We start from the raw sequence: 20,303 nt of genomic DNA, 5'->3' as shown, positions 1-20,303 counted from the left end.
CACATAATGTCTCAGAAAAACGAAACACTTAGCCTTTTCTTAGCGGTTATCATCACCATTGGTTTAATCTTTAGTGGCTTATGGTTTTTTATGGAACGGTGGGCACAACTAAATGGAACTGCTGCTAAATCCTCAGAAACTGGCAACACAGATAACCCCGTAAACCAATTTCTCAGTAAATGTAGTGTGTCCAACCTGCCAGAGGGGACATTTAATTATGGTGGTAGCACAACCTGGGCACCCATCCGCAAAAACGTGGACTCATCACTGCAAAGCCAGTGTCCTCGGTTTATTTTACGTTACACTCAACCTCCATCAGGTCAAGCAGGATCTGGAACTGGTATTCGGATGTTGATTGACAATCAACTAGCTTTTTCTCAATCTTCTCGTTCAGTTAAGGCTGAAGAAAATGCCGAAGCTCAACAAAAAGGATTTAGTTTAAAAGAAATTCCAGTGGGAATTGATGGAATTGCGATCGCAGTTAACCACGATCTCAACATCCCTGGTTTGACTATCGCCCAACTCAAAGACATTTACACGGGCAAAATTACTAATTGGCAACAAGTAGGTGGGTCAAATTTACCAATTAAAGTTTACTCTCGTAGCAAAGAAGCTGGGGGTACAGTAGAATTCTTTCTCGAAAATGTTCTAAATAAAGAAAATTTTGGTGTCAACGTTAGTTATCTTGGGACAACCACTGAAGCAGTACGAAAAGTAGCTGCAAATCCTGGGGGAATTTACTATGCTTCTGCCCCAGAGATAGTACCTCAGTGTATTATTAAATCCCTACCACTAGGACGCACAAGTAGTCAATTAGTACCTCCTTACCAAGAACCATTTGTACCTCCATCTCAATGTCCTAATAAACGTAATCAATTGAATAGTCAGGCGTTTCGTAGTGGAGTCTATGCAATTACCCGCAATTTATTTGTAATTGTTAAACAGAATGGTCAAACAGATCAGCAAGCTGGCGAAGCTTATGCAAATTGGTTGCTGACACCTCAGAGCCAAGACCTGATTGAAAAAGCTGGATTTGTCAGAATTAAATGAGCAAAAATGCTACTGACTTCTGACTTCTGACTTCTGAATTCTGTTTCGATAATAAACATTTTTATATTATTTAAATTTGTTCATGTCACAAAAAAATGAAACCGCAGTTTTAGCCTTAGCTTTGTTGCTAACAGTTGGAATAGTTGGTGGTGGTGCGTGGTTGTTTACCAATAGTGGGGTCAAAATTGGTAATACCGTCATTCCAGGTTCGGAAGCAGGCAACAATCCATCCTTGCAAGATCGGATTAGTTTTGGAGACAAAAGTTTAACTCCAGGTGCGGTTTCTGCTGCAAAAAAAGAAGGAGTACAGGCGATCACTGCTAAAAGTTACGATCGGGCGATCGCTAATTTCACAGATTCCTTAAAACTCAACCGTAACGATCCAGAAGCACTGATCTTTCTTAATAACGCTCGCATCAAGTCTTCTAAGAGTTACACCATTGTGGCTTCTGTACCAATAGGCACTGACCCCAATACTTCTTTAGAAATTTTACGTGGCATTGCTCAAGCTCAAAATGAAATTAATACCTCTGGGGGAATTAAGGGAGTGCCGTTGAGGGTAGGGATAGCCAACGACGACGACAATCGAGAAATAGCGAAGCAAATAGCTTCTAGCCTAGTTAGTAATTCAGAAGTCTTAGGTGTAGTTGGGCCGATTACTAGCGATTCTACTTTAGCCGCAGGTACTATTTATACTTCAGGAAAACTTGTAGCAATTTCTCCTACTAGCACATCTGTCAAAATTTCTAACTTTAGCCACTACGTTTTTCGCACAGTTCCCAGTGATTTTATGGCTGCGAGAAGTTTAGCCAACTACATGGTAAGAATTTTGCAGAAAAAAAATGCAGTGGTTTTCTTTCATTCTCAGAGCAACTATAGCCAGTCTTTAAAGTCTGAGTTTGTTTCATCTGTTTCTTTAGAAGGTGGACAAGTATCCAGCGAATTTGACTTATCCCAGGCGAATTTTAGCGCAGCCAAAAGTGTAGAACAAGCAACTAAGCAAGGTGCAGAAGTGTTGATGTTAGCTGCTAACACTGAAACTCTGGATAAAGCGCTGCAAGTAATTCAGATTAACCAGAAAAAGTTAACTCTGCTGGCAGGAGATGATGTGTACACAGCTAAAACTTTAGAAATTGGTAGAGAGCAAGCTGTGGGGATGGTAGTTGCAGTTCCCTGGCATATTGATAGCAATCCTAAGTCAAATTTCCCCCAGAAATCTCGGCAGCTATGGGGTGGCGATGTGAGTTGGCGAAGTGCCCTCAGCTATGATGCTACTGTGGCTTTAATTGCCGCATTAGAACGCAATCCCACAAGATCGGGAGTCCAACAAACCCTCGCATCCTCTGACTTTTCTGCCACCGGAGCTTCTGGTACAATTCGGTTTTTAGCATCAGGCGATCGCAATGCGCCAGTCCAACTTGTGAAAATCGTTCCTGGTTCTCGTTCTCGTACTGGTTATGACTTTGAACCGGTGCGTTGAAGAAGAATTGAGCATTAGAAACTAGGCAGCAATCCATCTCTACAAGACTGCATTAATTTTAAGCAAAAATCCTTTATCCAGATTGTATCAGTAATTTTTTATCAATTATCAGAAATCTGGGTAATACTACTATGACTATTTAATAAATTTTGCTTTTTCTTAACTTCTCATTAATTTTCCGGTAACAAAATACAGAAGTGGAAATTTTTAGCATTCGGTGTGCAAAAAGCGCATTTCCTTTAAACTGTGGGCAAAAATATTAAGACCAAACTTATGCTGAGTGCAACATCTTTAAAAAGGTTATCGCAAGCAACTGCCACCGCAGCGCTTGGTTTAGCTATGCTTACAGCTATTGGCAATCCTGCCCAGGCTGTCAATCTGAAAACATTTAATATTTCCGGAAATTTTGCTTCTACTGCTTTTGATGGTTCAATAGGACTACCTGTTGATTTAGCAAATGGTTCTTTTAATGGGACTTACACAGTAGATGTGGATCAATTACCTGCTTCCAGTTCTTTTGTAGATTTGACAAGTTGGAATATAAACTTAGTCAATAACAATACTGTTTTGCGAACATTATCTAACAGTTTGGCTGGCAATGCAGCTTACATTCAAGAGAACATACTTGCTTTTTCAGACGCAGGTTTATTGACGAATCAAAACAAGAATTTATACAGTCTAGAATTAGACTTTGACAGCAATTTTACAGGTAGTGGTATTACCAATGATGGACAATTTTTAGACAACAGCGACTTTGGAAGTGTCCAAAGTTCGGGTTTTACTGCCGTGACTTTTGCGAAAAGTGAACCTGTTCCTGAACCTCAAACTTTAGCTGGAACAGTAGTTGTTGCTACTATCGGTTTTTGGCTAAAAAGAAAGCAAAAAGCTTAAATTACGACATAGTTTTGCTTTTTCTCAAAAGTGTTAATTTTTTCTAAATTTCGTAATCAATAAAGCATAGCGTAACCAAAATACCTATTTTAAATCAATGAAAAGCTTGCAGTATATGAATTAAAGATTCTGATTCTGCAAAGCAATATTAGCTGGATAGAAATTACTAAGGAGATGTGCTTTGAGACGATTTACGAAGTTCTATTTTGCTCTAACACTCTTGCTACTTCCATCTTCAATTATACCGCCCGTATTTATTGGTTCTGCGATCGCAGAGGAGTCCTCTCCACAAGAAGCATTACCAGCACACTCAACCATCACAACTCAGCCAGATGCATCGCCAGATGTGGCGCAATACTTAAACGACCCAGATAAAGAACCCAAGCTGCCGCCCCAGTTGCTCACAAGGCTGCTTCAACAGAGGATCAAGTACGTCTTCGTAATTTTTAACGAGAACCACTCCTTCGACAACGAGTATGGTACATTACCTGGTGTTAACGGACTCTACTCAGATGGGCAAAAGCCTCGTAGCTCAGAAAAAACGCCTGGTTTCACCCAGACCTACACGGATGTCAACGGTGCAAGCGTCACAGTTCAGCCATTCCTGATTGGATCTGAGCAGAACGCCAGCGTAGTTGATAGTGTTGACCACTCCCACACCGGACTCGCAACCAAGCTCCACGTTGTCGATGGTAAGCCACAAATGGATCGGTTCGCCTCCGACGAGTACACGCGCTTCGCATCGAAGGGTGGAGCAGCCAACATTGCTGAGGGTAAGCAGTTTGCACGTCTGGTAATGTCGCACATCGACTGCGACACCATTCCATTCTTCTGGAAGTGGGCTAGTCGCTTCACCGTCTTCGACAACATCTTTGCAACTGAAGACACGCCTTCAACCCCGAATGCAGTAGCAATGCTTGCAGGGCAGTCAGGTGAGACGCAGTGGGTTAAGCATGGTTCGAGCGGTCAATCATACACCGTGGGCAGTCACACTGGGACAACGCAGGGGGTACCGGTAGTTAACGATCCACAGCCATTCTATGGCTCCCAGTTTGATCCAACAACGGATAACAAGCAACCTGCTGGCCCGAAAGAGAGCTACGCTGATAACAATATTTCCTCAAACTTAACCTTCGCCAGTCTGCCGCTCACCTTCCAGGGTCATGATATTCGGTCAATCTTGGCTGGTAACAGGAATCCTTTGTTTGATCTAGCTGATATCCAGCAAGATATCCCCTATATCCAAAAACTCCAGACTGAACCGGTCAATTGGCGCTGGTATCAAGAAGGCTACAATCTCGAACCGACCGATACCAACGGGATCGCTTCGCACAATGCCTATGTCACCCATCACAACGGCGCACAGTATTTCGGTTATATTGCTAACACACCGCAGGTAAGCAAAAATCTGCGTGGATTGAATGACTTCTTTAGCGACATAGCCAATAATACTCTGCCTAAAAGTGGCGTGTTCTACATTCGTGGCGGCTACACTAACCAGCAAGGTCTGAAGCCACCGATTACGAACCCCAACACACCTGCGGATGAGATTGCTGCCATTAATGCAGCAAAATCAGGTGATGACGATCATCCGGGTTACACTGATCGCCAGCTTAGTGAGGGAATGGCAGCCAGGGCGATTAATGCGATCGCCTCAAATCCGAAAATCTGGCAGCAGAGTGCCATCATCATTACTTACGACGAGTCAGATGGCTTCTACGACCACGTACCACCAAGGATCTTGTCTTATGGCCCTGATGGGTTGCCGCTCTCCCGTGGTGTCCGTGTACCACTGATCCTGATCTCACCCTATGCTCGGACGCACGCCGTCTCACACGCCGAGGGGGATCACAACTCGGTAATCGAGACGATCAACACGATCTTTGGTTTACCTGCGCTTGCCAGTCTACCCGATGAGGCGCAGGCACTCACTGCTGGCAATTCCCCTGAGTTTAACAAGTTTGGGCCGCCAGGATTCAAGCAGAAGTACCTCGGCCCACGGGACATCAATTCGCCGATTACCGACAGCTTGCTGTCAGGCTTTGATCCAAAGCGCCTGCTCGGTGTCTCGCCACCATTACCAGCTTCCTTTGCAAAGATTCCAGACAGTGTTGTGAATACATTACCGCACTACGGCGGTGAAGGCTGCCGCGCGATCGGAATCACGCCAGAGGACAAGCGCCAGGGGATAGTCAACAAAATCCCCAAAGGCTTCAATGCACTACCAAGCACGTATCCAGCAGCTAACCCTTAAAAAAATTAGCTATCCTTCCCATACCAATGAGAGGGATAGCACTTTGGTAAACTCAGTAACCACCCCCACTGATTTAGTTATTGATACCAATGCCCAATTCTCAATGCCCAATTCCCAATTCCCAATTCATGCGTTTTGTGTTGGTCTTCCTGACTCTATTTGGTGTCTGCTACTCGATTTCCTCTGCTGAAGCAGTTTCCGTCATCAAACGTGTAAAGGAACATAATGTGGTTCGCTGTGGTAGCGTCGAACGGACAGGTCTGGCAACTGAAGCCGAGCCAGGTAGCTGGAATGGTCTTAACGTCGATGTCTGTCGTGCGATCGCTACCGCCGTGCTAGGATCTTCTGACCGCATCGAATATCATAAGTATGAGACAACAAAGGACTTCGATGCCGTGCGTAACCAGCAGGACGATGTATACTTTCTCACAGGCTCGGAGATTAACGAGCAAAAATTGGCTGGTAAGCTGGTACCTGGCCCTACTGTCTTTGTAGAATCCAATGCGGTGATGGTAGCGTCAAACTCAGCTGCACACCACGTCAGCGACCTGACTGGAAAAAGCATCTGCTTTATGATTGGTAGTTCAGTCGAGCGAAGCCTCACAGCTTACTTCGGTGCGCTCCAGAAAAACTGGTTCCGCCGACCGTTCTCTGAGGATGGAGAGATGATCGATACATACAACGTGCAAAATTGCCACGCGATCGCCAGTGAGATTACGACCCTTGCCCAGATCCGCCTCGACTCTGGGGTAAACCGATTATCAAGCCGCATCCTCCCGGAGCCACTCACAGCTTTTCCGGTGATCGCCGCTACTGGAACTGAAGACGCTCAGTGGTCAGCGATCGTCGCCTGGACAGTGCATACATTGATCGACGCAGAAAGACCGGAAACCCCCTGGTATTCAGGCGGTGCTGGAGTGATGCCAATCTTGGCATCAGAACTGGGTCTGGAGAAGGAGTGGCAGCGCCACGTTCTTGCATCTGTAGGTAATTATGGCGACATATTTGATCGCCATCTAGGGAAAGGCTCCCGGCTCAAGCTCGACCGTGGATTTAATACAAACCATTTCCGTGGAGGACTTCTTTTAAGTCCGTTTCTTGAATAATTTGAATTAAGTATAAAAGTGTCAAATAAGGTTTTTAGTTGTTTTCAACCAATAGCTTGCCTTCAAAAGTAGTCAGAAGTTAGGATTTGTCAGAATTTGCTAAGAAAATCCCGTTCTCCTAATACAATCTCAAGTAGCAAGTACCTATCAAGTTAAGCACTTATATTGAATGGACGCACGGGTAATTTCTTATGTCTCAAAAAAATGAAACAACTATTCTTGTTTTATCCATCCTAATCACGGCCGGACTAATAGCTGGCGGTTTTTGGTGGTTTAGTAGAAAGTCTGGTATTGAGCTAAATACAATTAATTCTGGTAGTACCAAAACGCCTCAAGCTGTATCACAACAACCCAGTGGCAATACTTTCACTTCAATAAAGGATGTTCCTACAGGATTATTCAATTACGGAGGCAGTACATCTTGGGCACCGATTCGGCTGGGAGTTGATCCAGCAATTCAAGCTGCGCGACCAGAATTTCGGTTGCGCTATGTAGAACCCAGTAATGCATCTCCTGGTTCTGGTACAGGCATCCAGTCACTGATAGATGGTCAACTAGCCTTTGCTCAGTCTTCCCGACCAATTCTAGATCAGGAATTAAGCCGTGCCCAGCAGCGTGGATTCACTTTGAAACAAATTCCTGTGGCTATTGATGGTTTAGCGGTTGCAGTCAACCCTAACCTCAACATCCCAGGAATAACGATAGACCAATTAAAGTCAATTTATACAGGCAAAATCAATAATTGGAGCCAGGTGGGTGGCCCCAATATCCCGATTAAGCCCTATTCTCGCCGCATTACTGATGGCGGTACTGTAGAACTTTTTGTCCAAGACATTTTGGGTGGTCAAGCTTTTAGCCCCAATGTGGAATTTATCTCCACAACCACCCAAGCCTTGCAAAAATTGACTGGTAGTTCTAGTGGTATTTACTACGCTTCTGCCCCAGAGGTAGTTCCTCAATGCTCAATCAAACCCTTGGCGTTAGGCCGAACGCAGGGGCAATATATTGCTCCTTACCAGGAAACATTTGTCCTCCCGTCTGAATGTCCTGGTAAACGGAACAAGTTGAACATTGAGGCTTTCCAATCAGGAAAATACCCAATTACCCGCAATCTGTTTGTGGTGGTCAAACAGAATGGTCAGACTGAGCAGCAAGCAGGTGTCGCTTACGCCAACTTACTGCTGACTGAGCAGGGACAGGAACTGATTAGCCAAGCTGGGTTTGTCAAAATCCGCTGAAAGGAGCGATCGCATTGAAATCGCGTTTAGACAGAGTGGCGGAAATCGCCGCTCTGAACTCTGCTTTAACCAGCCCTATTAATCGATTCTGCTGGCAAGCAAATTAAATTATCCCCTTGGGTGAGAATTAAGCCGCGTTGACGCAGCTTACCCATCAAGCGGGTGACGGTGACGCGGGTTGAACCAATCGCGCTACCAATTTGGGCATGGGTGAGGGGGAAGGGCAGACAATAACCGCGAATCACATCAGGATCGGTGTCGCTCATTGCTGGCTCTCCATATTCCTCAATTAACAAAGTGAGAAATCCTAAGAGTCGATCAATTGTGCGGCGTTGTCCCAAGGCACTCAGCCACAGCAGCTTACGCTGGTGCTGATACCTAAAGGCATCCATAACTTCACGACGGAAGTGAGGCCAGTTGTCTAGGTCATGCCAGTACATCCACAGCACCGCAGTTTGGTCAACATGGGCGTAAGCCTGGAGTGTAAATGGCGACTGAGCAACAATCTCAAATGGCTGTCCCGCGCCTACAAAACCCAAGAACGCTTCTTCAGGGGTTCTGTTGATTCGTCGAGACGTTAACTGACTAGCTGTTGCACTAACTTGGGCGGTTCCTACCATGCGGATCGCACCCCTTTGCACCAAATATAGCAATCCAGGCCGGGCTGGAATGCGCTCATCTTTGCTAAAGGTACGGCATCGATAGTGTTCTTGAGCCCAGTCAAGAATTCGTTGCCAAGTTAAAAAAGGCCGTGATGCCTCAGAAAAGGAGGATGGAGATTGCATAGGTAACAAAGAGCGTTCGGCTGAAGACAAAGACGTGATCAAAAGGTGCAAGGAGTGTCTTTGTGTTGGCGAGGCTTAACGCCTAACAGCGCCAGCCAATCCAAAGAATAGAAAGCAAATTACTCTCTACTCTTTTGTTATACTTCCTACTGTACAATGATGGTAGTAAAGTTTACTTACTATTCATCGATTATTCATTAAATTTTATCCTCTTCTCATTTTTCTTCATCTAAATTAAATTTATATCCCAAGATAGATGACAGAAAATCAACATATATATATTACATTATTAGTTAAATAAAATTACGTGCATTATAAATTACTAGTTAAGAAATATACGTCAATTAAACAGCTAGTGTATAGCTATTTAATAAAAACACTAAGTATTGATACTTATAGTCTAGAAAATATATGCATAATAGATAAAAATTTTCGTCTATACAAAGATAGAGATCAGAATAGGGTTTTATATATCTCAAGTGTGGCTCTGCGACTGTCAAAATCTCAGAATTGGAAAACTATGGAACTTGCCAGTGCGATCGCATCTGATTTATTAAGGACTTGTGGTGACGTTTTTACCATCCAAATTGTTCCTCCTGGCTGGATACATTTTGAATTGACTGACTTGACCTTAGCGACTTGGTTACAAAGTCTTGCAGTCGGAGAATTAGGGGGAGCAGGGAGCAGGGAGCAGGGAGCAGGGGGCAGAGGGGAAAGAGGTAATTTTAGTTCTCCCCCTTGCCCCCCGCCCCCTGCCCCTGTGCCTCTTCTGCCCAATTCATTATTTGCTGTTCAGCACGCCCATGCACGTTGTTGTTCGCTAGTGTTGCTAGCTCACCGAGAGGGATTGATTAAACTTAAACAAGCTGTTACAAATGCTAGTCAAGGTTTTTGGGATGTTATCTCTCCTAATCCTCTACCTTGGCTCAACTGTGATGAAACATTGCGACTAAATCATCCAGATGAGCTTCATCTAATTTCCGAGCTAATACAAACGGTAGACAAAATAGAGTGTCCTAAGACTAGCGGTTCCGTGAAATGGGAAAAAGTAGCGCTAAATTTGAGCCAAGCTTTTGAAAACTTCTGGTGTAATTGCCGGATTTGGGGTGAGGTGAAAATTACATTCCCAGAGTTAGCCCAAGCCCGACTCGGATTACTTATGGCTACTCAGTCACTATTAAGATACTTACTAGAGGAAAAATTGGGTGTTTTTGCGCCCTTAGAGTTATAAATCGGTAATGTTGCTTAGGTAAAAATAAAAACTTTTATAATAGCTATTGACTCAATGCATCACCTCAGCTACATTAGCAGGTGTGTGAGGAGCGAACCAGCTAGGGCACCGAGACGAAACACGGCCAGTCGTCGGTGTCCTTTCTGATTTATGGGGTTTAGGCTTGAGAAAGTACCCTGATTACAGCAAAAACTTTTCAATTGCTACTGCTGCTCCGTCTTCTTCTACACTAGGAGCTACCCACCGCGCGATCGCTTGCACTCCGGCTGGTGCGTTTCCCATAGCTACACCAAGTCCAACAGACTCCAGCATTTCTAGATCGTTGAAGTTATCGCCAATCGCCATAACGTTGGCTATCTGTAATCCCAACAATTCTTCGGCTAGGTAACGTACAGCGGTTCCTTTATTCACAGAGGCGTTAGTTGCTTCAAAGAAGGTAGCAACAGATGTTGTGAGATAAAGTTCAGCAGGCGTGTATTGGCGGCGCAAATTCCCCAATAGTTTGTCGATTACATCTATGTCATCAGACAAAGCGAGAATTTTTGTCGGTTCATTTGTTAAGGTTTGGCGCAAATCACCCACAGGAATCGGGATAATACCAGAACGTTCTGCATAAATTTGGGTTTCTCTGGTTAATTCACGGACGTATAGTTGATCGTTAATGTAAAAGTGGACAGATAGGAGCGATCGCAACTCAGGTTTTTCAAAATAGTCGAGTAGCTGGTGAGCGATTTCTCTGGAAACAGCCCAATGGCGATGAATTTTTTGAGTGATCGGATCTTGAATCCAGGCTCCCTGATAGGCCATTAATGGTAGGGTAGAGCCGATATCTTGGTGGAAGCGCAAGGCTGAACGATACATTCTACCAGTGGCGATCGCTACTGGAATTCCTCGTGCTTGCGCTGTAAAGATTGCTTGCTTTACAGGTTCGCTGATAGTGTTAGAATGTCCTGCGATCGTGCCATCTATATCTAAGACTAGTAGTTTAATATCTTTTGCAGCAGCCTGACGATCGGTAGATGCTTTCGGCATAATTTCCTAAATTTTAGGTTCCAGTAAGAGGTTAACAGGCTCTGGCGACCAGTAGGGAGTCATATAAAAAATTGGGTTTTATAATCAACCACTTCATATCAATAATTGTTTATGGCGATCGCCAAGAATAGGATTTTTTAAATCTTATTAAAAATTCAGCCTCATAATCACAATAAAAAACCCGATTCTCGAATAAATCGGGTTTTTTAATTTAAATTAGAGAGTCTGCTTGATAGATAGGATAGAAGAAATCTACCTATTCAAGAAAGTCTATTAATTAAACATCTTGATCCAGCTTTTTTTGCGTTGTGACAACAAACAAAGCCCAGCAATTAAACCAATTCCTAGTGTGGCAGAAGGCTCAGGTACTGCTTTCGCCTCATCGTAGTCATAAGTTACTTTGATACCTGCTTTGGCATAAGTATCAATATAGGATCTCATGTTGCCAGAACCCGTAACTACTGAGTTGGCTAAAGCTGAGAACAAAAAGCTTATGTCGCCATTACCAGTGAAAGACTGCAAAAATTGGGTATTGGTGAAAGACTGAGTAGCAGATTGTGTGGCAGTTAAGTTAGAAATAGTCTTTCCAGAGGTGCCACTATAATCAGTGATACCGTCATATTTAGCAGCTTGATAAGTCGATATATCTTGTGGGTTGATCGCAAATAGAGACTGATTATTTAGTTTTAAACTGAGTTCACTAGCAAGATTTACTGTCACGGTAGTCGGGGTTGGACTCCTGTTTTCAAAACCTGCATTTCCAAGTATGTCGCCAGTAAAACTTATCGTTACACCCTTAAGTGTACCCAAAGATGAGTTAAATTTTTGGACAGTCAAAGGTGAATCAATGATATCTGTAAACTCGTAATTACTGGAAGCACTGTAGGAAAGAGAAGCTGCATTAGCTGCGCCTGATGTTGCAACAATTCCTGCCAAAGTTGTAGCAGCAGCCAGAGTGTTCAATAGTTTTGTTGTCATGATGGAAGATGCTTTAAAAAAAATCGTTACAGAATTACTAAGTTATTTCTAACTCTGAAACTTTGCTTGTCGGATTGATAATTACACGTAACTTTATGTAAAGTTTTTATGTTCAAGTTCCTTCGGAAAATATACTTTTTGATTGGTATATATAAAGTTTTGTTAATGCAAAGAGGTTTTGAGAGTGATAGATTATGTCGAAATATTAAGTTCGTGTTTGTTGATTCTTGAGAAGTAAGCTAGGTCAATCTAATTAAATATAAAACGCTCAGGAGATAAATCCCCAACTTCTAGTGATAAATCGTGCATCTGGTTATTATATGGTTACTATGTTGATACTCAGGTACTTAATTAGGGCGCTATTGCTGCCAAAAGTTTGGTTATACTGGGCTTCCGTATTAAAGTTGCAAATGCGTAGACATCACTTCGTCTAAAATTATATGCAGGAGCAATTTCTACGCAGAGACTACGCTTTTGTCGCTAAACCAAAGCTGAAACTAGGATCTGAAATTGCTAACTATGTGACAAAGCTTCTGGCTAAAATAGGGCTATGTCTGAAATCACTTCTGTAACTGCAACACGCCCCACGTTCATCCTCGTAGATGGGCACTCCCTGGCTTATCGTTCATACTTTGCTTTCGCCAAAGGGCGAGATGGAGGACTGCGTACTAAAGAAGGCATTCCTACGAGTATATGTTTTGGTTTTGTGAAGTGCCTGCTAGAGGTAATGGCAACACAACAGCCTCAAGCAATGGCGATCGCTTTTGATTTGGGTGAGGCCACTTTTCGTCATGAAGCTGACGAGACTTATAAAGCCGATCGCAAGGAAACGCCAGAAGACTTCATTCCCGACTTAGCAAACCTGCATGAGTTGCTAAATGGTTTCAATTTACCGATTTTTACTGCCCCTGGTTACGAGGCGGATGATGTGTTGGGAACTCTAGCACAGCGAGTAACTGCTGCTGGGTATAGGGTGAAGATCCTGACTGGCGATCGCGATTTATTTCAACTGATCGATTCTGATAAACAAATCACTGTTCTGAATTTTAGTCCAGATGCCCTAAAACGCTCTACAAATAGCATTACGGAATTTGAAGTAGAACAAGTCAAAGAGAAGATGGGTGTTTTACCTTCACAAATTGTCGATTTCAAAGCTCTTTGTGGTGATAAGTCAGATAATATTCCTGGAGTTAAAGGAATTGGAGAAAAGACAGCAGTACAGCTGCTAAATACTTATGGTTCCCTTGATAATATTTATGCTGCATTAGATGAAATTAAAGGCGCAACTCAGAAAAAACTAGCCAGTGGTAAAGAAGATGCCGATAAGTCTCGTTATTTGGCAACGATAGTTTTAGATGTTCCTATAGAACTTAATTTAGAAGATTGCAAATTAAAAGGATTTGATACAAGCGTCTTATCTCCCATTTTAGAAAAGTTAGAATTCAAGTCTTTTTTAGGCAAAATAAACGAACTACAGCAACGTTTTGGCGGTCAAGTTGAAGAGAAGCAAGAAGCCAAAATAGACGTGGTTAATCCTAACTTAGAAGTGAGGGATAATGAAGATAATGATTTATGGTTCTTCAGTGCTAGTGATACAGCAACAGCTTCCCAGCAATCTAGTTCACCCATTACGCCACGCATTATCAATACCCCAGCCAAACTAACTGAGTTAGTAAAACTTTTGCAAACATTCACTAACCCAAATATTCCCGTTGCTTGGGATACTGAAACTACCGCTTTAGAACCAAGAGATGCTGAGTTAGTAGGGATTGGTTGCTGTTGGGGAACGGAACCAGATGAAGTTGCTTATATTCCTGTGGGCCATAAAACTGGAGAGAATTTGAATAAAGATTTGGTGTTAGAAGCATTACGTCCAATTCTCGAAAGTGCTGATTATCCGAAAGCTTTACAGAATGCCAAATTTGACCGCTTAGTTCTAAAGTGTCAAGGGATTAATTTGGCGGGAGTTGTGTTTGATCCGATGCTGGCAAGTTACATTCTAAATCCAGATTCTAGTCATAATTTGATGGATTTAGGGCAGCGATATTTGGGATTGATAGCTAAAAGTTATTTAGATTTAGTTCCTAAAGGCAAAACCATCGCTGATATAGATATTCCCGCCGTTGCAGATTACTGCGGTATGGATGCTTATTCTACTTTTGGGTTAGTACCGAAATTGCGTGAAGAACTGGATCGAATTCCAACTTTGTCTAAGCTATTAGTAGAAGTGGAACAGCCACTAGAAGCAGTTTTAGCCGAAATGGAATACACGGGTGTTCGCATTAATTCAGCTTATTTAAAAGAACTTTCGCAGCATTTAGAAACTGAGTTAGCCAGATTAAAAGAGGAAGCAACTGAAATAGCTGGGGAAAATTTTAACTTAGGCTCCCCTAAACAATTGAGCCAAATTTTGTTTGAAAAGTTGGGGTTAAGTACCAAACATTCTCGGAAAATTCAAACCGGCTTCTCGACAGATGCAGCAACATTAGAAAAGCTCCAAGAAGATGATAAAAGTGGTTTTGTTGAGGCGATCATTGAGTATCGGACTCTATCTAAATTAAAGTCTACTTATGTTGATGCCTTACCTGCGTTGGTACGTCCAGATACTCAGAGGGTACATACTGATTTTAATCAAGCAGCAACATCAACTGGTAGGTTATCTTCTTCTAATCCGAATTTACAAAATATCCCCATTCGTACAGCTTTTAGTCGTCAAATTCGGAAGGCGTTTTTGCCAGAATCTGGTTGGTTAATGGTGGCTGCTGATTACTCACAAATTGAATTACGAATATTGGCTCATTTGAGCCAAGAGCCGATATTAGTGCAAGCATATCAGCAAAATGAAGATGTTCACACTGTTACCGCGCGGTTAGTTTTTGAAAAAGAAAATATAACCTCAGAAGAGCGAGGGATAGCAAAAACTATCAATTTTGGCGTGATTTATGGAATGGGTTCTCTTAGATTTTCGCGTTCAACTGGGATAGATAAAAACATTGCCAACGAGTTCATTAAGCGGTTTAATGAACGATATCCGAAAGTTTTTGCATATTTGGAGCAAGTCAAAAAAGAAGCGATCGCTCTTGGTTATGTAGAAACTATTCTCGGTCGTCGTCGTTATTTTGACTTTACTAATAACAGTTTACGTAAATTAAAAGGCAGTAACCCAGAAGATATCGATCTGAGTAAATTGAAGAATTTAGGCCCTTTTGATGCGGGTTTACTACGCTCGGCTGCTAATGCACCAATTCAAGGTTCCAATGCTGATATTATCAAAATTGCAATGGTAAGGCTGCATGAGGTTTTGAAGAACTATCAGGCGCGTTTGTTGTTGCAAGTTCACGATGAATTAGTGTTTGAAATTCCGCCTGATGAGTGGGAAGAATTACAATTGCAAATTAAGTCGGTGATGGAGAATGCAGTTGAGTTGAGCGTGCCGTTGCTGGTGGAGGCACGTGTTGGTGACAATTGGATGGATACAAAGTGAGCGATTAGAAATCGTGGCTACACTAATAAAGTCACGCTCCGCGAACGCCAACGCGCACCATGCGGACTCAGAAGCTTGAAACCCACGGAGGTGGGTAAAGTCTCGTATAGCCACGAATTTCAGTCGCCCGGGCAAGAGTTAACCGCCACGCTTCAGCGCTGCTTCAACCTGCTGTAATTCCTTCTCTAAACGATTTTTGAGTTTTTCGGGTACGGGACGATTTGGGTAAGAACTGTAATGTCCAGCCAGGGAATTAAGGGCTGTCCGCATGGTTGTAAAGGAGCCAAGTCCAGAAACAGAGTTAACTCGCTGATAGCGAGCCGAAAAGTCATTAATTTTCTGACGCGCTTCTGCTTGAACTGCTGTTTTGTCTGCTGAATCTGGTGATAGATCCAGAGCTTGTCTCATAATATTGACCACAGCTAAGGTGTCTTGGCGATAATCCCCAGTCAAACTATCTGGACTGCCAGAACAGCCCATTAAGCCGATAGCTACAACCAAAACCAGCGCAAGCAAACGCGACCAATAGCGCTTCATATGCATTAATTAAAAGAATACGTAAATCAACGTCCATCCTATCTTGGATTGGTAACGTGGGGATCAATTGAGGGTTAAATTTTAAACGCAGAGGAGCGCGGAGGTAAGCGCAGAGGCACGCAGAGAATTCGCTACGAATTAATGAAATGTTATACTTAGAGTTATGGGATTAGAGATTGAGAGGATTTAATCAACTAAGTTTCTCTGCTTCAATCTTTGCAACTTCAACATCGTAATACATATTATCAGCCACAAAAAGCCGACTCCATAACCTGCAATTATGTCTGTAGGCCAATGGACTCCTAAATATAAGCGGCTAATACCAATGGCAGCAATTAATATAACTGTCAAACTGTAAATAAATTTGGCAAAACGAGGATAGTGAGTTGCCAATTCGTGAGCAATAAAACCATAAAGTACCATAGAACCTAGTGCATGACCGCTAGGAAAACTAAAAGATTTTTCGGAAATCAAGCGATGCCACAGTTCAGGGCGAGGTTTAGAAAAAAATAACTTTAGTCCTGTATTTAAAATTAACGCTCCTAAGCAAGCAAGTACAAAAACTTTCGCTTCCTCTTGGTAACGTCGCCACCAAAGTAACAAGAAAGTAATGCCTGCAACTAGAACGACTGTAGTAGGATTACCAAGATTTGTAATAAACAGCATTACATTATCTAAACTGGGATTGGCAAACTGATGTAGCCATAACAGAAAAGTCGTATCAAATCTAAAAGCATCTCGCTCTAAAACCTCTTCAGCTATTTCTGCTAAAACAAAAAGTATCAGCAGACAACTAGCAAGTCCAACAATACCAATTGTGGTAATTAAGGGAGCCAAACGAGGGTGTATATGAAGCAACCAGAAATTAGAAATTTTTCGGAGCATACTTTAATTTCAGTACCTATTACCAGAAGCCGCCGCTCCGATTTTTCTCTGTGCTTCTGCGATTAAAAAGTAATTTATTGAACCACAGAGGCGCAGAGAACACAGAGTAAAGAGATAGAAGAGGAATTTTTTATCCACCTTGAAAGGGCTACTCCTAACTCCTAACTTTTTGATAAAGAGTGTTGCGTTGTTGGTAAGGTCGTCCTAAAGAAGCGATCGCATTTTTCAAACTTTCCACTTCCATACACGTACCACCTAAAGCACCTGCCATTGTGGTAATATGCTCCTCCATCAATGTGCCACCGATATCGTTGCAACCCCAAACTAAGGCTTCGGTTGCACCTGCAAGCCCCAGTTTTACCCAACTCTGCTGATGGTTGGGAATCCAATTACCCAAGTAAATCCGCGCCACAGCCCCTAGCAGCAACGCATCGCTTAAAACTGGTTGATCGCGTCCGACACGGCGACGTAAGGGTTTAGGCGCTTCTTGACCAACGAAGGGTAATAAAATAAACTCTGTGATCTTTGCAGGATATCCCCGATTGATAGCAGTTTTTTGGAGCGATCGCAATTTTTCTAAGTGTCCAATTTGCTGTTCGTGGGTTTCAATATGCCCAGATAACATGGTGCTGGTGGTATGTAAGCCTAATTTATGAGCGGTGCTGACAATTTCTATCCAAGTGGCTGTATTAATTTTCTCTGGACACAATATCCGCCTTACTTCATCGTCTAATACTTCTGCTGCTGTTCCGGGCATTGAACCAACACCAGCATCGCGTAAAGCAATAATCACATCAGCATACTCGAGTCCATCAAGTCTAGCGATAAATTCCACTTCCTGGGGAGAAAAAGCGTGGAGATGAATCTGCGGAAATTCCTGTTTGATGGTTTCCACTACCTTGAGGTAATAGGGCAAAGATTTACCATTTATCAGCGCTTGTGGATTTAACCCACCTTGCATACAGATTTCTGTCGCTCCCCGTTGCACTGCATCTGTTGCTTTTTCTAAAATTTGCGCCGAATCTAACCAGTATGCACCAACATCACCTTCATCTCGACGGAATGCACAAAAACTACAGTGCTGCTCACAAATATTAGTAAAGTTAATATTGCGATTAATTATATATGTAACCCTATCGCCTGCTTGAGTGTGGCGGAGTGTGTCAGATGTAGCACGGATTGCTGCGATCGCCTCTGGTTCAGTTTGTTTTAACAACACTACTCCCTCTTGGGGAGATAAGTCATACCCCATTAAGGCACGCTCAAGAATTGTTTCAACAGCAATTTTTGTCAGCATTACTTTCTTTATTTCTCAGTAAATTTTAATTTTATAATCTGGAAAATAATTAAATTCTACTTAATAAATATACCAAGTTATGGAGAATCCAAAGTTTATTTGCTTTTTGCTTCTAGCCGCCACAGTCTACCATACTGAAAAACATCGACTAGTTTGTATTTTTTCTCAAGGTCAGAGCGAAATCTTTGAGAAGGATTATACAAAAATAGATTACTGAACCTATTAGGAATGTTTGGTATGCTTGGTTCAGTTACCAATTGCATTTGCACTTTGGGATCTAGCAGATGAATTAGAGACATTATATCGCCAATATTTAGGGAATAATTACTACTAATTAATAGTGGGTTATTAGCTTTATTTATAATGCGAGCTATTTCAGGATTGTTATGGCTGCCTTTATTCCACCATGTCTCGGCTTGAGAACTGACGGCACAGGATATAATTCCACTGGAAATTACTACTACCATTACTAATTGCCAAAAATTGCGGACGATTAACTTAGAAGAAATAATTTGAGTCGCCAGCAAGTAAGCAACAGCTAGCTGGATACCTATATAACACGGAATGACATATCTAGCTCGGAGACTAAGCTTACCTCCAATAATCAAATCAGGCAAGATGAGAGCTAAAGCTGTTACTCCACTTAAGATAAAAACAAATAACCAAACTCGTCTTTCGGCTTGACGATAAAGAAAGAAGAATGAATATATTACTAAGATTAATATTAAGGGAATTAAAAATCGACCCCAGCGCAAAATTGGCAAATTTAAATCTGGAAAAAATGGTTCGTAGCGCCAAAAATCACCAAATAAATAGCTAATGTTACTAATCCAACCAGAAACTAAAGCTGACAAAGATTGTTTGGTTTGAGCGCTAGCTGTTGTGCTATCAATTACAGACAAGCTATTAATAACAGTTAAAATCCAAGGAACGAAAGCTAAAAATCCGGTACTAGTTGCGATTAAATAAGCTTTAACGGGTTTGGTAAATCGAAAGCGTTCAATGGCAAATATATAAATACCGTAGGCGATCGCTAGTAAGCCAGAAAACAAAAAGGTGTACAATCCTACTGCAACTGTTACTGCATAAATGCCCCAAAGCTTCTTGCTACCAAGCCTTATTGCTCGCAGTAGTACAGCACTCTCTAGCAAAATAGTAACCATCCACAAACCAAACTCCCTTGCTTCTTGGGCGTACAGCACATGGAAGGGCGAAATTGTGAGAAGAGCTACGCTTATCCATGCTGTTATGGATGACTGAAACAATTCTAAGCACAACCAATAAATGCAAGGAAAGGCTAGCAAGCTAATTATGGCTGACAAGCTTCTTGTAGTGGCTACTGAATTGCCAAAAAATTGCATCCATAATCTCAGTATCACGTAATAAAGCGGAGGATGTTGGGCATCCTCCATCGCCAAAGAGTTTACTGTATCGATTAAACCTTTTTCAGAATTAGGCTGTTGATATTTTTGTATATTTTCAACAGCAAACACGCGCCCATTAAAAACTTGTTGAACAAATTCTGTTTTAGTGTAACCAGAAATTCGTAATGAAGTATAAGCTTCATCGTGCCAGTAGACTTTTCGATCCAGGTAGGCGAAGCGAAAAAATATCCCTGATATTAACAAAGTAATGATTAAAAATCGTAACCAACTTGGAGGAAAATATTTTGTAGGAGGTAAATGTTTTGCAAGTACTAATTCTTTGTTTATCATAAAGATCGAATTATATTATACCGACAACACATAGATTTTAATTACGCTATTTAAACTTTGACGGATTAGTGACACTTACTTGCTTGTGTCAATCAATATGCTATAGGAATCCGGTTTTATTTTTTAAAATATACGTAGGATGTGTTAGGACAGCGTAACGCATCAAATCCGCGATCATAGTGCGTTACGAACTCCGTTCTAACACACTCTACAATACCTAATTGCGTTCAACAATCAAATAGTAATCCTAGATTCTACATCTAATACCAATTTAATATGAAGCTGCATAGAAAAGAGCTTCTAAAATAAAGTTATAAGATGAGATAGATATTACCTCATC

The 20,303-nt window shown here is 42.0% G+C and carries 15 protein-coding genes; 8 read left to right on the top strand and 7 right to left on the bottom strand.

All coding sequences use genetic code 11. The features are described 5' to 3' along the window. Positions 1 to 6 precede the first annotated feature (6 nt). From RMZ41_RS15750 to RMZ41_RS15725, 6 genes are all read left to right on the top strand, one after another. On the top strand, positions 7 to 1,050 hold the full coding sequence (locus RMZ41_RS15750) for a PstS family phosphate ABC transporter substrate-binding protein (protein ID WP_322644959.1): 1,044 nt from the start codon (positions 7 to 9) through the stop codon (positions 1,048 to 1,050). Between the two features lie 82 nt (positions 1,051 to 1,132). Further along, positions 1,133 to 2,530 carry an ABC transporter substrate-binding protein gene (locus RMZ41_RS15745; RefSeq protein ID WP_322644958.1) on the top strand — a complete coding sequence of 466 codons (1,398 nt, stop codon included), beginning with the start codon at positions 1,133 to 1,135 and terminating at the stop codon, positions 2,528 to 2,530. A 273-nt stretch (positions 2,531 to 2,803) separates the two neighbouring features. Then, entirely contained in the window at positions 2,804 to 3,421 is a 618-nt protein-coding gene (locus tag RMZ41_RS15740) for a PEP-CTERM sorting domain-containing protein (RefSeq protein WP_322644957.1), read from the top strand. Positions 3,422 to 3,602: 181 nt separating this feature from the next. Continuing rightward, positions 3,603 to 5,675 carry a phospholipase C gene (locus RMZ41_RS15735; protein WP_322644956.1) on the top strand — a complete coding sequence of 691 codons (2,073 nt, stop codon included), beginning with the start codon at positions 3,603 to 3,605 and terminating at the stop codon, positions 5,673 to 5,675. Positions 5,676 to 5,764: 89 nt separating this feature from the next. Then, positions 5,765 to 6,781: a hypothetical protein gene (locus RMZ41_RS15730; protein WP_322644955.1), complete on the top strand. Its 1,017-nt coding sequence runs from the start codon at positions 5,765 to 5,767 to the stop codon at positions 6,779 to 6,781. A gap of 191 nt (positions 6,782 to 6,972) precedes the next feature. Continuing rightward, complete coding sequence (locus RMZ41_RS15725) at positions 6,973 to 8,019, top strand: PstS family phosphate ABC transporter substrate-binding protein (protein WP_322734512.1); 1,047 nt, start codon at positions 6,973 to 6,975, stop codon at positions 8,017 to 8,019. Positions 8,020 to 8,084: 65 nt separating this feature from the next. Here the strand turns inward: RMZ41_RS15725 and RMZ41_RS15720 are convergent, their stop codons facing one another. Beyond that, on the bottom strand, positions 8,085 to 8,804 hold the full coding sequence (locus tag RMZ41_RS15720; RefSeq protein WP_012412419.1) for a Crp/Fnr family transcriptional regulator: 720 nt from the start codon (positions 8,802 to 8,804) through the stop codon (positions 8,085 to 8,087). A 520-nt stretch (positions 8,805 to 9,324) separates the two neighbouring features. Between RMZ41_RS15720 and RMZ41_RS15715 the strand changes: the two genes are divergently transcribed. Then, the gene (locus tag RMZ41_RS15715) at positions 9,325 to 10,035 is read left to right on the top strand and encodes a DALR anticodon-binding domain-containing protein (protein ID WP_322644954.1); all 711 of its coding nucleotides are present in this window, start codon (positions 9,325 to 9,327) and stop codon (positions 10,033 to 10,035) included. A 180-nt stretch (positions 10,036 to 10,215) separates the two neighbouring features. On the opposite strand, the gene RMZ41_RS15710 is transcribed toward RMZ41_RS15715, so the two are convergent. Next, positions 10,216 to 11,067 carry a Cof-type HAD-IIB family hydrolase gene (locus tag RMZ41_RS15710; protein ID WP_322644953.1) on the bottom strand — a complete coding sequence of 284 codons (852 nt, stop codon included), beginning with the start codon at positions 11,065 to 11,067 and terminating at the stop codon, positions 10,216 to 10,218. 273 nt (positions 11,068 to 11,340) lie between these two features. Further along, a complete protein-coding gene (locus tag RMZ41_RS15705; protein WP_322644952.1) occupies positions 11,341 to 12,045 on the bottom strand; it encodes a PEP-CTERM sorting domain-containing protein in 705 nt (234 codons plus the stop codon). A 550-nt stretch (positions 12,046 to 12,595) separates the two neighbouring features. Here RMZ41_RS15705 and polA point away from each other — a divergent pair. Continuing rightward, positions 12,596 to 15,529 carry a DNA polymerase I gene (polA, locus tag RMZ41_RS15700; RefSeq protein WP_322644951.1) on the top strand — a complete coding sequence of 978 codons (2,934 nt, stop codon included), beginning with the start codon at positions 12,596 to 12,598 and terminating at the stop codon, positions 15,527 to 15,529. A 138-nt stretch (positions 15,530 to 15,667) separates the two neighbouring features. Here the strand turns inward: polA and psb27 are convergent, their stop codons facing one another. From psb27 to RMZ41_RS15680, 4 genes are all read right to left on the bottom strand, one after another. Beyond that, positions 15,668 to 16,072, bottom strand: a complete 405-nt coding sequence (psb27, locus tag RMZ41_RS15695; RefSeq protein ID WP_322644950.1) for a photosystem II protein Psb27 — start codon at positions 16,070 to 16,072, stop codon at positions 15,668 to 15,670. 180 nt (positions 16,073 to 16,252) lie between these two features. Continuing rightward, positions 16,253 to 16,951: a phosphatase PAP2 family protein gene (locus RMZ41_RS15690; RefSeq protein WP_322644949.1), complete on the bottom strand. Its 699-nt coding sequence runs from the start codon at positions 16,949 to 16,951 to the stop codon at positions 16,253 to 16,255. A gap of 154 nt (positions 16,952 to 17,105) precedes the next feature. Then, on the bottom strand, positions 17,106 to 18,248 hold the full coding sequence (gene cofH, locus RMZ41_RS15685; protein WP_322644948.1) for a 7,8-didemethyl-8-hydroxy-5-deazariboflavin synthase subunit CofH: 1,143 nt from the start codon (positions 18,246 to 18,248) through the stop codon (positions 17,106 to 17,108). 95 nt (positions 18,249 to 18,343) lie between these two features. Continuing rightward, positions 18,344 to 19,963, bottom strand: a complete 1,620-nt coding sequence (locus tag RMZ41_RS15680) for a glycosyltransferase family 39 protein (protein ID WP_322644947.1) — start codon at positions 19,961 to 19,963, stop codon at positions 18,344 to 18,346. Between the last annotated feature and the right edge of the window lie 340 nt (positions 19,964 to 20,303).

Source organism: Nostoc sp. DedVER02 (assembly GCF_034530675.2).
Lineage (GTDB): Bacteria > Cyanobacteriota > Cyanobacteriia > Cyanobacteriales > Nostocaceae > Nostoc.
Note: the sequence above shows the minus strand (reverse complement) of the source record. Positions and strands in the feature narration are given on the sequence as shown.

Coding starts and splice junctions, on each gene's coding strand:
- RMZ41_RS15705 (WP_322644952.1), bottom strand. CDS start 12,045: ATGACAACAAAACTATTGAACACTCTGGCTGCTGCTACAACTTTGGCA.
- psb27 (WP_322644950.1), bottom strand. CDS start 16,072: ATGCATATGAAGCGCTATTGGTCGCGTTTGCTTGCGCTGGTTTTGGTT.
- RMZ41_RS15740 (WP_322644957.1), top strand. CDS start 2,804: ATGCTGAGTGCAACATCTTTAAAAAGGTTATCGCAAGCAACTGCCACC.
- cofH (WP_322644948.1), bottom strand. CDS start 18,248: ATGCTGACAAAAATTGCTGTTGAAACAATTCTTGAGCGTGCCTTAATG.
- RMZ41_RS15690 (WP_322644949.1), bottom strand. CDS start 16,951: ATGCTCCGAAAAATTTCTAATTTCTGGTTGCTTCATATACACCCTCGT.
- polA (WP_322644951.1), top strand. CDS start 12,596: ATGTCTGAAATCACTTCTGTAACTGCAACACGCCCCACGTTCATCCTC.
- RMZ41_RS15745 (WP_322644958.1), top strand. CDS start 1,133: ATGTCACAAAAAAATGAAACCGCAGTTTTAGCCTTAGCTTTGTTGCTA.
- RMZ41_RS15725 (WP_322734512.1), top strand. CDS start 6,973: ATGTCTCAAAAAAATGAAACAACTATTCTTGTTTTATCCATCCTAATC.
- RMZ41_RS15715 (WP_322644954.1), top strand. CDS start 9,325: ATGGAACTTGCCAGTGCGATCGCATCTGATTTATTAAGGACTTGTGGT.
- RMZ41_RS15710 (WP_322644953.1), bottom strand. CDS start 11,067: ATGCCGAAAGCATCTACCGATCGTCAGGCTGCTGCAAAAGATATTAAA.
- RMZ41_RS15720 (WP_012412419.1), bottom strand. CDS start 8,804: ATGCAATCTCCATCCTCCTTTTCTGAGGCATCACGGCCTTTTTTAACT.
- RMZ41_RS15680 (WP_322644947.1), bottom strand. CDS start 19,963: ATGATAAACAAAGAATTAGTACTTGCAAAACATTTACCTCCTACAAAA.
- RMZ41_RS15750 (WP_322644959.1), top strand. CDS start 7: ATGTCTCAGAAAAACGAAACACTTAGCCTTTTCTTAGCGGTTATCATC.
- RMZ41_RS15730 (WP_322644955.1), top strand. CDS start 5,765: ATGCCCAATTCTCAATGCCCAATTCCCAATTCCCAATTCATGCGTTTT.